Below are 13,128 nucleotides of genomic sequence, written 5' to 3'. Positions count from 1 at the left end.
TACTCCAATATCAATGATCAATCACAAGCCTGAATAGCGCGGGCACGCTGGGCTCCCCTCCCCCTTGCGGGGAGGGGTCGGGGGTGGGGGTCCACAACGGCGGTGTCGCCCGGGGCTACCCCCTCCCCAACCCTCCCCCACAAGGGGGGAGGGAGTTCGCCTCTGTTGCCGCACTAGCCAGGCAGGACAACTAGGAGGTATCCGTGCGCGGAGTATTCATCGACGCCAACGAGTCGCTGGCCGAGATCTTCGAGCGGCAGCGCAAATCGGGCGATCCCGAGATGCGCGTGCATCTCGATCCGGACATCAAGCCGGAGGACTGGCCCACGATCCTCGACGGCGCCGAGATCGGCGTGGTCGATCACACCGCCCTGCCCACCGAGGTCGCGAAGCAGTGCAAGGGCCTCAAGCACGTCGTCTTTCTCGGCACCGGCGCGCGCAGCTACATGAACCCCGAGGAGCTTAGCCAGCTCGGCATCACCGTGCATTTGATCAAGGGCTATGGCGACACGGCGGTTGCCGAAGCCGCCATTGCGCTGATGTGGGCCTCGGCGCGCGGCATCGCGCAGATGGACCGCGAGATGCGCGCCGGCAACTGGCTGCGCGACGACGGCATGCAGCTGACCGGCAAGACGCTCGGCCTGATCGGCTTCGGCGGCATCGCCGCCGAGGTCGCGCGCATCGCGTCGGGCAGCGGCATGAAGGTGATCGCCTGGAACCGCTCGCCGAAGAGCCATCCGGGCGTCGACTTCGTCAACCTCGACACGCTGCTGCAGCAGAGCCATGTCGTCTCGCTGCACCTCCTGCTCAACGACGAGACCCGCGGCTTCCTGTCGCGCGAGCGCATCGCGCAGATGCGCAAGGGCGTGATCTTCGTCAACACCGCCCGCGCCGCCATCGTCGACGAGGCCGCGATGATCGATGCCTTGCGCAGCGGCCACATCCGCCACGCCGGCCTCGACGTCTTCACCACCGAGCCGCTGCCCGCCGGTCACGTGCTGACCACGATCCCGAACGTGACGCTGTCCGCGCACTCGGCCTTCCGCACCCCGGAGGCGAGCGAAAACCTGATCCACGCCGCGTGGGAGCACTGCCGGCGGGTGATGCGCGCCTAACAGCTCTCTCCTCCGTCATTGCGAGCGAAGCGAAGCAATCCAGAATCCCGCGGCGACCCTGGATTGCTTCGTCGCTGCGCTCCTCGCAATGACGGTGTTGGCCGAGTTGTCGCCCCAACCACCACCGTCGTCCCGGCGAACGCCGGGACCCATACCGCGTGATTGATCGGGAGCGAACGGTGGCAGACACCGGCCGCGATACCACCGGCCGGTGGTTAAGCGCCCCGGCGTTCGCCGGGGCGACAATCGAGAGCGGCGACTAACTAATCCACCATCTCCGCGACCGCCTTGCCGCACGCCACCGTATCGGCATTGCCGCCGAGATCGCGCGTGCGCAAGGTGCGCTCGGCGAGCGTACGCTCGATCGCGCCGACGATCGACTGCGCCGCGGTCTTTTCGCCGAGATGCTCCAGCATCATCGCGCCCGACCAGATCATGCCGATCGGATTGGCGATCCCCTGCCCCGCGATATCGGGCGCCGAGCCGTGCACCGGCTCGAACACCGACGGGAAATGGCGCTCCGGGTTGATGTTGCCCGACGGCGCGATGCCGATGGTGCCGGTGCAGGCCGGGCCGAGATCGGACAGGATGTCGCCGAACAGGTTGGAGCCGACGACGACGTCGAACCAGTCCGGGTGCAGCACGAAGTTCGCGGTGAGGATGTCGATGTGGTACTTGTCCCACTTCACGCCCGGATAGTTCTTCGCCATCGCCTCGACGCGCTCGTCCCAATACGGCATCGTGATCGAGATGCCGTTGGACTTGGTCGCCGAGGTCAGATGCTTCTTCGGCCTGGACTGTGCCAGCTCGAAGGCGAACTTCAGGATGCGGTCGACGCCGGTGCGGGTCATCACCGTCTGCTGCGTCACGAACTCGCGGTCGGTGTCCGGAAACATGCGGCCGCCGACCGAGGAATACTCGCCCTCGGTGTTCTCGCGCACCACCCAGAAATCGATATCGCCGGGCTTGCGGCCCGCCAGCGGCGACGGCACGCCGGGCATCAGCCGCACGGGCCTGAGATTCACGTACTGATCGAACTCGCGGCGGAACTTGATCAGCGAGCCCCACAGCGAGACGTGGTCCGCGATCTTGGCCGGCCAGCCGACGGCGCCGAAATAGATCGCGTCATGACCGCCGATCTGCGCCTTCCAATCGTCCGGCATCATCTGGCCGTGCTTCTCGTAGTAGTCGTAGCTCGAGAAGTCGAAATGGTCGAACTGCACGGCGACGCCATGCTTCTTGGCGGCGGCCTCGATCACGCGGATGCCCTCGGGCATGACCTCCTTGCCGATGCCGTCGCCGGGAATGACTGCGATGCGATAGGGCTTCTTGCTCATCGAGCGGATCCTCAGATGGTGCTGCCGGACTGTCCCGGCTGAAATCGTCGACGCCTGAATGGACCAAACGACCGGGAAGCGCAACGCTGCGGTGCAAGATTGACCGCATGGCTGACGCGCCCGACAATCCGGTCTCCCTCCCCTCAGCGAGAGCCTCCATGGACCTTCATCTGCGCGGCAAGCGCGTTCTCATCACCGGCGCGTCCAAGGGAATCGGCGCCGCGGCGGCCGAAGCCTTTGCCGAGGAAGGCTGCCACGTCCGGCTCGCTGCGCGCAGCGGCGATCGCCTTTCCGCCCTGGTCGAGCAGCTCCGATCGAAGCACCAGATCGATGCAGCCGCGCATGTGGTGGACCTGCGGAAATCCGAAGACGTCGCGCGGCTGGCGCAGGAGGCGTCCGACATCGACATTCTCGTCAACAATGCCGGCGATATTCCGGGCGGCGCGATCGACAAGATCGACGAGGCGGCCTGGCGGCATGCCTGGGACCTCAAGGTGTTCGGCTTCATCAACCTGACCCGGCTGGTCTATGCCCAGATGAAGGCGCGCGGCGGCGGCGTGATCATCAACGACATCGGCGCGGCCGGCGAGAAGTTCGACGCCAACTACATCTGCGGCAGCGCCGGCAATGCAGCGTTGATGGCCTTCACCCGCGCGCTCGGCTCCAAGAGCCTCGCCGACAACATCCGCGTCGTCGGCATCAATCCCGGGCCGGTCGGCACCGATCGTCACGTCACCCTGTTGAAGACGCGGGCCCGCGACCTGTTCGGCGACGACAGCCGCTACACGGAGTTCCAGAAGAGCCTGCCGCTCGGCCGCCCCGCGCATGTCAGCGAGATCGCCGACCTGATGGCGTTCCTGGCCTCGGACCGTGCCGGCTACACCTCCGGCGTGATCTATACCGTCGATGGCGGCATCAGCGCAGGGTGGGGTTGATCGCCGCGACCTTTCCACCTCAGCCGAAACGTGATCTACAGCGAGGCGCCGGGAGGCTTGCCATCAGGAGAACTAAGCTTTGGCCGACCAGGGATTGATCCGCGAGAGCGCCTGCGCCGTCGTCGACAAGTTGAAGTCCGGCGAGGTCACGCCGCTGGATTGCCTCGACGCGCTGGAAGCGCGCATCGCAGCCGTCGACGGCAAGGTCAATGCGCTGCCGACGCTGTGCTTCGATCGCGCGCGCGATCACGCCAAGGCGCTGATGCAGAAGCCGGCTGCCGAGCGCGGCGTGCTGGCCGGGCTGCCCGTGCCGATCAAGGATCTCACCGACGTCGCCGGCGTGCTCACCACCCAGGGCTCGCCGATCTTCAAGGACCGAATTCCGGAACGCTCCGATCTCATGGTCGAGCATCTCGAAGCCAATGGCGGCGTGATCTACGCCAAGTCGAACACGCCGGAGTTCGGCGCCGGCGCCAACACCTTCAACGAGGTGTTCGGCGCGACGCGCAATCCCTGGGACACGTCCCGCTCGGCGGCCGGCTCCTCCGGCGGCGCCGCGGTGGCGCTCGCCACCGGCATGGCCTGGTTGGCACACGGCTCGGACATGGGCGGCTCGCTGCGCAACCCCGCGAGCTTCTGCGGCATCGTCGGCCTGCGCCCGAGCTTCGGCCGCGTCGCGCATACGCCGGCGGTGGCCATCGACCGCAATCTCGCCATCCAGGGCCCGATGGCCCGCAACGTCGCGGACCTCGCGCTGCTCTTGGACGCGATGAGCGGCGAGCACGCCGCGGATCCGATCTCGCTGCCCTCGCCTGCGACGTCGTTCCTGGCCGCCGCGCGCTCCGGCAGGAAGCCGGTCCGCGTCGCCTACTCGCCCGATCTCGGCATCACGCCCGTCGATCCCGAAGTCGCTGCCGTCACCCGCAAGGCGGCGCAGCGCTTCGCCGAGCTCGGCGTGATCGTCGAGGAGGCGCATCCCGATTTCAGCGAGGCGCATGAATGCTTCCACGTGCTGCGCGCGCTCGACTTCGCGATGAGCAAGGCGGAGCTGCTGCGCACCAAGCGCGACCTGCTCAAGCCCGAGGTGATCTGGAACATCGAGGAAGGGCTGAAGCTCACGGTCGCGCAGATCGCGCGCGCCGAGGCGCAGCGCGTCGCGATCACCGCGCGCGCGGTGAAGTTCTTCGAGACGTATGATCTGCTGCTGGCGCCGGCGACCATCGTGCCCCCCTTCCCGATCGAGAACCGCTACGTCGCCGAATGCGCCGGGCAGAAGTTCGACAACTACGTGCAATGGCTCGGCATCGTCTATGCGATCACGCTGGCCTGCTGCCCAGCCCTGTCGCTGCCCTGCGGCTTCACGGAAACGGGCCTGCCGATCGGCCTGCAAATGATCGCGGCGCCGCGCGCCGACGCCAAGCTGCTCGCTGGCGCCAAGTTGCTGGAAGATGTTCTTGGCGTGGCCAGCTCGACCCCGATCGATCCGCGCGCGCCGAAGGGCTAGTTTGGTCGGCGGCCTCATGGTTCGAGAGGCGCCTTGCGGCGCGCCTCACCATGAGGATCGGGACTTGCTTTCGTGGCGCGATGGCCGACGAACGGGGCTTTTCTTCAAGGCTGCCATCCGCCGAGTTCCATGCTCTGAACATGGGACCCATGTCCGTTATCGGCTGTTGGCAATCCGGGCAGCTGCCGTAGAAGGGCCGCAAATCATGCTTGCCGGAGACCGGATATGACAGACGAGGCGCTGCTGCCTGCCGCGGACACTACCACATTCACCGACGTCGAGCGGCGCATCAAGGCGATCCTGATCGGCTCGGCCGGCAACCTGGTCGAGTGGTACGATTTCTATGCCTATACGGCGTTCGCGCTGTACTTCGCGCCGGCCTTCTTTCCGTCGAAGGACCCGGTGGTCGAGCAGCTCAACGCCGCTGTCGTGTTCGCCGCGACGTTCCTGATGCGCCCGCTCGGCGGCTGGCTGTTCGGCTATCTCGCCGATCACCATGGCCGGCGGCTGTCGCTGACCGTCTCGGTGCTCTGCATGTGCTTCGGCTCGCTGATCATCGCGGTGACACCGACCTATGCCACCATCGGCATCGCCGCGCCGATCATCCTGGCGCTCGCCCGCGTGATCGAAGGCCTCAGCCTCGGCGGCGAATATGGCGCCAGCGCCACCTATCTCTCCGAGGTCGCCGACGCCAAGCATCGCGGCTTCTATTCGAGCTTCCAATATGTCACCCTGATCGGCGGGCAGCTCACCGCGATCATCGTGCTTTTGCTGTTGCAGAAGGTGTTCCTGACCCCGGAAGAATTGCGAGCCTGGGGCTGGCGCATTCCGTTCGCGATCGGTGCCGGCCTCGCAATCTTCGTCGCGGTGATGCGGCGGAACCTGCACGAGACCGAAGCCTTCGTGGAGGCCAAGAAGACCGTAGGCCCTTCCGGCTCGATCACCGCCCTGTTCAAATATCCGCGGGAGCTGCTGCTGGTGGTCGGCCTGACCGCGGGCGGCACCGCCGCGTTCTACACCTTCACCACCTACATGCAGACCTTCGTGAAGCTCTCGGTCGGCCTCACCGAGGACCAGACCACGATGGTGATCTTCGGCTCGCTGCTGTTCGCCTGCGTGCTGCAGCCGCTGTATGGCGCGATCTCCGACCGCATCGGTCGCAAGCCGCTGCTGATCTTCTTCGGCGTCGCCGGCACCTTGTCGACGATCCCGATCCTGACGGTACTGAAGGGCACCAAGGAGCCGTTCACAGCCTTCCTGCTGATCTGCGGCGCCTGGATCTTCACGGCGGGCTACACCTCGATCAATGCGGTGGTGAAGGCCGAGCTGTTTCCGACCAATGTCCGCGCGCTCGGTGTCGGCCTGCCCTATGCGATCACCGTATCGCTGTTCGGCGGCACCGCGCCGGCGATCGCCCTCTACTTCAAGAGCATAGGGCACGAGACGTGGTTCTATTATTATCTCACCGGCGTGATCTTCCTGTCGCTGCTGATCTATGCGACCATGCGCGACACCAAGCATGCGTCCGCGATGCACCGGCACGAATGAGCCCGCACGAAAGAGCCCGCACGAATTGACGAGGTGTCGAGATGGCCGACGAGTCCAGCCTGCCGCCCGAGAGCAAGCTGACCCGCAGCAAGGAACGCTGGGCGCGCGAGGGCAAATTCCTGACCGGCCGCATCATCAGGCCGGAGGACCAGCGCCTGCCGCCGGGGCAGCATCTGACCCGCGACTGGCCGGTGCTCGACCTCGGCCTGACACCGTCGGTCACGTCAGAGCGCTGGCGACTCGATGTCTATGGCGCCGTCGAGACCCCGCTGTTCTGGGACATGCGCGCCTTCCTCGCCCAGGAGCAGCGCCAGTTCGTCTCCGACATCCACTGCGTCACGACCTGGTCGCGCTACGACAATCAATGGGAAGGGCTCGCCACACGTGACCTGCTCGCCGCCTGCCGGCCGCGTGACAGCGCTGAATTCGTCGTGCTGCATTCCTATGACGGCTACACGACGAACCTGATGCTCGAAGACTTCGCCGCCGAGGATGCGTTGCTCGCGCATAGCTGGTCCGGCGCGCCGTTGACTGGAGAGCATGGCGGCCCGGTGCGCGTCGTCGTGCCGCATCTGTATTTCTGGAAGAGCGCGAAATGGCTCAAGGCGATCGAGTTTCTCGAGGCCGACAGACCCGGCTATTGGGAGGTGCGAGGCTATCACAACCGCGGCGATCCATGGGCCGAACAGCGCTATTCGGACTGACGGGCTCGCGTATCGACACGCCCGCGGAGCCGTAGGGTGGGCAAAGACGCGGAACGCGTCGTGCCCACCATCGCCCCGCCGATGAGAAAAGATTGGTGGGCACGCTTCGCTTTGCCCACCCTACGGACTGCATGCTATCGCTTCCGACCCGAAGCGCGGTCACCGCGATATCCGAACGTGCCAGAGATTCAGCATGGAGTTCACCTCAGAAACCGGCAAGATCCCCAAGGGCTACGGGTACCTTCTCAAGCCGAGCGTCATCCTCGCCGCACTGACCGCAAGAGATCTCGGCGGCATTCGCATCCACCTCGTTCGCAGCCACGGCAGGCGCCTGTTCGATGCGCGATATCGGCCGCCGGACGGCGACATTCCTTATGAGCGTCTCAACATCAAGGTCGGCACCGCGCACGAGCGGGATTTGCCCCCACTCCGCCGGCAAGCGAAGGACGAAGCGCTGCCGGCGCTCGTCCGATGGATTACCGATCTCGTCTCCCAGGACCTGCCGACGGCGATCCGGCATGGCGAACAGGAGATCGAGCTCCTGCCTCCGCGAGACTGATCGGCGCCTGGTCGTGAGATCGATCGCTGGTCCGGGCCGACCGCAGTCCAATCGCATATTGACCTACGTCGTAACGAACCATCACACCAGTTACTCCGTCATGCCCGGGCTCGTCCCGGGCATCCACGTCGTTCCCAGCATGCCGAACGGCGTGGATGGCCGGGACAAGCCCGGCCATGACGACCTGGAGACAGGCGGCACAAAACTCCGTTCGCCAAATGCGACAGCCCTCGGTCTGACCGGAAGGTGTTGGCGTCAATCATGTGGTCCCACGTCCAGCCTCGCCCCCCTAAATAATCTCCCCTTGCGTTTTTCTGAAAATCGTGATTTATTCCTCGCCATCCCGCCTCGTTGCAGAGGGGCGTATCGCGATCGTCACGGACGTGGAGCGCGGGATGCGGTGGGCGCGACGGGTCGCAGCATGGTCTTCCGTGCGGACGAACGATCCGGTGCGCACGGTGAAATCGTGTGGTCTCGGCGCCGCGGTGCTGGCGTCAAGTCGTGGTGCGGATGACGCGCATCGCGATGACGGGGGCAAGAAGGCCGTTCCCCGGAGAGAGCACGTATAAGCCGTTCCAACCATTGCGCAGGGAAGGCCGGGATGTCCTCAGCCGTACCTGTGGTTCTGCCGCCTGCATTTTTTCCGCAGGCGGGCCATGGGGGCGGCAGGCTCCCGACCTTCCCTGCGCCCTCTTGTTCAAGAGGGCGGAAGATCCGCAGAGCTCGGGCCGTGCAGGCCGCGAGGGTATGCCACCATGTCTGCGCGTATGGCCAGATCTGTTGTATGACAACGGGGAACGATGCCGTGTCATCGCCTCGCACGGCGGTGAAGACGCAACGGATGGAGACCACATCATGCCGACCGAACGTTTCCAGTTTGAAGGCGCAGGCGGCGACAAGCTCTCCGCGGCGCTCGATCTGCCTGATGGCGCGCCGCGGGCCTATGCGCTGTTCGCGCATTGCTTCTCCTGCGGCAAGGACACGCATGCGGCGCGGCGCATTGCCATGGCGCTGACGGCCCATGGCATCGCCGTGCTGCGGTTCGACTTCACCGGCCTGGGCTCCAGCGAAGGCGACTTCGCCAACACGACGTTCTCCTCCAACGTCGCCGACCTCGTCCGCGCCGCCAATCATCTGCGCGAGACCCGACAGCCGCCGGCGATCCTGATCGGCCACAGCCTCGGCGGAGCCGCCGTGCTGGCCGCCGCCGGCGACATTCCCGATGCGAAAGCCGTGGTGACGATCGCGGCGCCCTCCGACCCGGGCCACGTCACCGCGCTATTCAAGGACAGCCTCGAGGCGATCCGCCGCGACGGCTCGGCCGAGGTCTCGCTCGCGGGCCGTCCGTTCCGCATCAGCAGCTCGTTCCTCGACGACGTCGTCGAGCAGCGCCTGCTCGACAGGGTCAAGCATCTGCACAAGGCGCTGCTGGTGATGCACTCGCCTGTCGACGACACCGTCGGCATCGACAACGCGACGAAGATCTTCGTCGCCGCCAGGCATCCGAAGAGCTTCATCTCGCTCGATCACGCTGATCATCTCATCAGCAGGAAGGAGGACGCAGCCTACATCGCCGAGGTGATCGCGAGCTGGGCCGGCCGTTACGTCGCGCCGGCGGCCGCCGAGCCGGCAGCCAAGGATGGTCCGCGCGATGTGGTCGTGCGCGAGACCCGGTCGAGCAAGCTGCAGCAGGCCATCGCGCTCGGCCCGCATCATCTCACCGCCGACGAGCCGCTCTCGGTCGGCGGCCAGGACACCGGCCCGGGCCCCTACGACCTCCTGCTCGCGGCGCTCGGCGCCTGCACCTCGATGACGATGCGGCTCTATGCCGACCGCAAATTCCTGCCGCTCGACCGCATCACGGTCACCTTGCGCCACAGCAAGATCCATGCGGAGGACTGCGCGGAGTGCGAGACCAAGATCGGGCTGATCGATCAGCTCGACCGCGAGATCCACCTGGACGGTGCGCTCGATCAGGAGCAGCGCAGGAAGCTGATGGAGATCGCCGACAAATGCCCGGTGCACCGGACGCTGACGTCGGAGATCCGTATCGTCACGCGCGCGACGGAGTGAGCTCATTCGGCTGAGTCACAACCACCGTCATTCCGGGGCAAGGCCGCGAGGCCTTGAACCCGGAATCCCGAGATTGTCTTGCGTCCATTTCCGGCAATGTCGAGATTCCGGGCTCAATCGCCGACGCACAGCCGCTTCGCGACTTCGCACCGACGATTGCCCCGGAACGACGGTGGTCGTGACACAATGAGACTAACGCGCCGCCTGCGGCTCGCTCTTCAGCGGCCTGACGCGCAACGCTCCGCGCAGGCCGGCCGCCGTGCCGATGAAGATTCCCGCGATGGCGACGAAGGACGGCAGCGCCAAGGTCGACAGCCCCGTCAGGCCCTGCCCGACCGAGCAGCCCAGCGCCATCACGCCGCCGATGCCCATCAGCGCGGCGCCGCCAACCGAGCGCAGCATGTGATGCGGAGAGTGGAAGCCTTCGAGCTTGAAGCGCCGCGTCGCCACCGCGGTGACGAGGCTGCCGGCGAGCACCCCGGCCACGGTGGCGATGCCGAAATTGGCGGTCGAGCCGGTCGACAGCATGATGTATTGCAGGGCATCGGCGATCGGCGCGACGAAGGTCAGGGACGCGACCGGCACGGGGTTGAAATCGTCCGCGCCGAGAGTGCCGGTCGCGAACCAGCCGGCCGCGATCAGCAGGCCGACGACGAGGCCGGCGAGCATCTGGCCGGGCGCGCGCCGGAATGGCGCATGCGCAAGGGCGAAGACGATCAGCGCGCCGCCGAGCCCGAGCGCCGGCAGCAGCCGCGCCGCTGCACCATGCAGGCCACCGACCGACAGCACAGCCGGCAGCGACGTCGCGGTCGCCATGGTCTGCGAGCCCTGCATCAGCGCGATGCGCAGCGGCGCGATCAGGCCCTTCAACGTCATCTCCGCCGCGATCGCGAGCACGGTCACGACGACGAAGGAGCGCAGATTGCCGCGGCCGAGCAGCACCAGCGCGCGCGAACCGCAACCGTTGGCGAGCACCATGCCGTAGCCGAACAGAACACCGCCCAAGAGCATCAGTGGCACCGAGAACGTCGGCTGCAGATAGATCGACTTGCCGAGATCGACGGCCCCGTTGGCCGCGAGCAGCTGCGTGGCGATGATGGCGATGCCCATCGCCAGGGCGTAAGTTCGCACCAGCCGGCGGTCGCCGTCGGCCCACCAGCCGCGCAGGCTGCTCATCATGCAGAAGCCGCTGAGCAGCCCCACCACGCCATAGACCAGGCCGATCGCGAGACCGGCCATCATGGCCAGATTGGCGGCTTCGGGCACGTTCGGGAATCCTTCCGGTTGCGGACAACACGCGCGTTGCGCAGGCAGCGCTTTCGCTTGACGCGCGCAGAATATTTGCCACGATGTCGCACCTAACTAGATGAGAATGCTTGTTCCAACAAGCATCGACGGGAGAGAACGCCGTGATTTCAGAAGCGCATCCTGAGGGGTGGCCGACGCATTGCGCATGCATGGAGGCCGCACGGTGAGCGGCGTGGCGACACTTTCCGCCGACGCTCTCGCCCGCGCCTGCGCCGACGCCATGTGGCAGGACGACCGCGCCAGCCAGGGGCTCGGCATGCACATCGTCGAGATCGGCCCCGGATGCGCCACGCTGCAGATGACGGTGCAGCCGCACATGGTCAACGGCCATGGCATCGCCCATGGCGGCTTCATCTTCACGCTGGCCGATTCCGCCTTCGCCTTTGCCTGCAACTCGCACAACGACCGCACCGTGGCGGCGCAGGGCAGCATCAGCTTCATCCGCCCCGGCAAGCTCGGCGACGTTCTGCTTGCTCGCGCGCACGAGGTATCCCGCAGCGGGCGCTCAGGCATCTATGATGTCCGCGTTACGGCAGGCGACACGGTGATCGCCGAATTCCGCGGCCATTCCCGCAGCATCGGCGGCACGCTGGTCCCGGCCGCCGCGAGCTGATCCGCTTCCCTATCGCCCCGCGCCCCTGCCGGAGGACCTGACCATGACATCGACCAAGCTTCAATCGACCGGCAGCTACGTTCCCGAGATGGACGCAGCCGAGCGAGCCTCGCGCGACGAGATCATGGCGCTGCAGACGAGCCGGCTCGCCTGGTCGCTGAAGCACGCCTACGACAACGTCGCCCATTACCGCCGCGCCTTCGACAAGGCGGGGGTGCATCCCTCCGACTTCCGCGAGCTCGCCGACCTCGCCAAGTTTCCGTTCACGGTGAAGACCGACCTGCGCGACAATTACCCGTTCAACATGTTCGCCGTGCCGCGCGAGCAACTGGTAAGGGTACACGCCTCCTCGGGCACGACCGGCAAGCCGATCGTGGTCGGCTATACCAGGAACGACATCGCGACCTGGTCGGCCGTGATGGCCCGCTCGATCCGCGCCGCCGGCGGCAGGAGCGGCATGATCATCCACAACGCCTACGGCTATGGCCTGTTCACCGGCGGCCTCGGCGTCCATTACGGCGCCGAGCAGCTCGGCTGCACGGTGGTGCCCATCTCCGGCGGCATGACCGAGCGGCAGGTGCAGCTGATCAATGATTTCCGCCCTGACATCATCACCGTGACGCCAAGCTACATGCTGGCAATCCTCGACGAGTTCAAGCGTCAGGGCCTCGATCCGCGGCAGAGCTCGCTCAGGATCGGCATCTTCGGCGCCGAGCCGTGGACCAATGCGATGCGCGCCGAGATCGAGGATGCGTTCGCGATGGACGCCACCGACATCTACGGCCTGTCCGAGGTGATCGGCCCTGGTGTGGCGCAGGAATGCCTGGAGACCAAGGACGGGCTGCACATCTGGGAGGATCATTTCTATCCGGAGATCGTCGATCCCGACACCGGCAAGGTGCTGCCCGACGGCGAGATGGGCGAACTGGTGTTCACCTCGTTGACCAAGGAGGCCTTTCCCGTCATCCGCTATCGCACCCGCGATCTGACGCGGCTGCTGCCGGGCACCGCGCGGCCGGGAATGCGACGGATGGAGAAGGTCACGGGCCGCTCCGACGACATGATCATCCTGCGCGGCGTCAACCTGTTCCCGTCACAGATCGAGGAGATCCTGCTGTCGACCGAGTGGTGCGGCGGCCATTTCATGCTGGAGCTGACGCGCGAGGGCCGCATGGACGAGCTGACCATCTACGCGGAGTCGCGCCCCGAGCATTGGGACGAGACCGGCCTCGGCGCGCACGCCGAGCGCATCTCCATCCACATCAAGAACACCATCGGCCTCACGGCAAAGGTGAAAGTCGTCCCACCCGACACGCTGGAGCGCTCGGCCGGCAAAGCGAAACGGATCAAGGACAAGCGGCCGGTGGGGTAGCCGTTCAGAGATGAAATCGAGATTGAGCGCCGATGACAGTGAGCTCCCTCGCCCCGCCTG

At 66.2% G+C, this 13,128-nt stretch carries 11 protein-coding genes; 9 read left to right on the top strand and 2 right to left on the bottom strand.

The features are described 5' to 3' along the window. Nucleotides 1-203: 203 nt before the first annotated feature. Nucleotides 204-1,115, top strand: a complete 912-nt coding sequence (locus ACQR1E_RS18630) for an NAD(P)-dependent oxidoreductase (protein WP_434897410.1) — start codon at nt 204-206, stop codon at nt 1,113-1,115. Nucleotides 1,116-1,378: 263 nt separating this feature from the next. On the opposite strand, the gene ACQR1E_RS18625 is transcribed toward ACQR1E_RS18630, so the two are convergent. Next, nucleotides 1,379-2,452 (bottom strand): tartrate dehydrogenase, encoded by a 1,074-nt coding sequence (locus ACQR1E_RS18625; protein ID WP_315754669.1) that lies wholly within the window; start codon nt 2,450-2,452, stop codon nt 1,379-1,381. Between the two features lie 158 nt (nt 2,453-2,610). Between ACQR1E_RS18625 and ACQR1E_RS18620 the strand changes: the two genes are divergently transcribed. The 6 genes from ACQR1E_RS18620 to ACQR1E_RS18595 all read left to right on the top strand — a co-directional run bounded on the left by ACQR1E_RS18620 (nt 2,611) and on the right by ACQR1E_RS18595 (nt 9,775). Further along, complete coding sequence (locus ACQR1E_RS18620; protein ID WP_434897409.1) at nt 2,611-3,387, top strand: SDR family oxidoreductase; 777 nt, start codon at nt 2,611-2,613, stop codon at nt 3,385-3,387. 79 nt (nt 3,388-3,466) lie between these two features. Then, the gene (locus ACQR1E_RS18615; RefSeq protein WP_434897408.1) at nt 3,467-4,891 is read left to right on the top strand and encodes an amidase; all 1,425 of its coding nucleotides are present in this window, start codon (nt 3,467-3,469) and stop codon (nt 4,889-4,891) included. 225 nt (nt 4,892-5,116) lie between these two features. Continuing rightward, nucleotides 5,117-6,439 (top strand): MFS transporter, encoded by a 1,323-nt coding sequence (locus ACQR1E_RS18610; RefSeq protein ID WP_315826380.1) that lies wholly within the window; start codon nt 5,117-5,119, stop codon nt 6,437-6,439. A gap of 41 nt (nt 6,440-6,480) precedes the next feature. Beyond that, the gene (locus ACQR1E_RS18605; RefSeq protein ID WP_434897407.1) at nt 6,481-7,143 is read left to right on the top strand and encodes a sulfite oxidase-like oxidoreductase; all 663 of its coding nucleotides are present in this window, start codon (nt 6,481-6,483) and stop codon (nt 7,141-7,143) included. A 193-nt stretch (nt 7,144-7,336) separates the two neighbouring features. Then, complete coding sequence (locus tag ACQR1E_RS18600) at nt 7,337-7,702, top strand: hypothetical protein (protein WP_315754677.1); 366 nt, start codon at nt 7,337-7,339, stop codon at nt 7,700-7,702. Between the two features lie 855 nt (nt 7,703-8,557). After that, entirely contained in the window at nt 8,558-9,775 is a 1,218-nt protein-coding gene (locus ACQR1E_RS18595; RefSeq protein ID WP_434897406.1) for a bifunctional alpha/beta hydrolase/OsmC family protein, read from the top strand. Between the two features lie 192 nt (nt 9,776-9,967). Here ACQR1E_RS18595 and ACQR1E_RS18590 read toward each other — a convergent pair whose 3' ends face one another. After that, nucleotides 9,968-11,014: a YeeE/YedE family protein gene (locus ACQR1E_RS18590; RefSeq protein ID WP_434897502.1), complete on the bottom strand. Its 1,047-nt coding sequence runs from the start codon at nt 11,012-11,014 to the stop codon at nt 9,968-9,970. A gap of 232 nt (nt 11,015-11,246) precedes the next feature. Between ACQR1E_RS18590 and paaI the strand changes: the two genes are divergently transcribed. Next, nucleotides 11,247-11,696, top strand: a complete 450-nt coding sequence (gene paaI, locus ACQR1E_RS18585; RefSeq protein WP_434897405.1) for a hydroxyphenylacetyl-CoA thioesterase PaaI — start codon at nt 11,247-11,249, stop codon at nt 11,694-11,696. A gap of 43 nt (nt 11,697-11,739) precedes the next feature. Then, nucleotides 11,740-13,068, top strand: a complete 1,329-nt coding sequence (paaK, locus tag ACQR1E_RS18580; RefSeq protein WP_315757796.1) for a phenylacetate--CoA ligase PaaK — start codon at nt 11,740-11,742, stop codon at nt 13,066-13,068. The last annotated feature ends 60 nt before the right edge of the window (nt 13,069-13,128 follow it).

It is taken from the genome of Bradyrhizobium sp. HKCCYLRH1030, from assembly GCF_051168395.1.
In the GTDB taxonomy this organism is placed as follows: domain Bacteria; phylum Pseudomonadota; class Alphaproteobacteria; order Rhizobiales; family Xanthobacteraceae; genus Bradyrhizobium.
The sequence above is the reverse complement of the archived record's forward strand: the minus strand, read 5'-3'. Positions and strand labels throughout refer to the sequence as shown.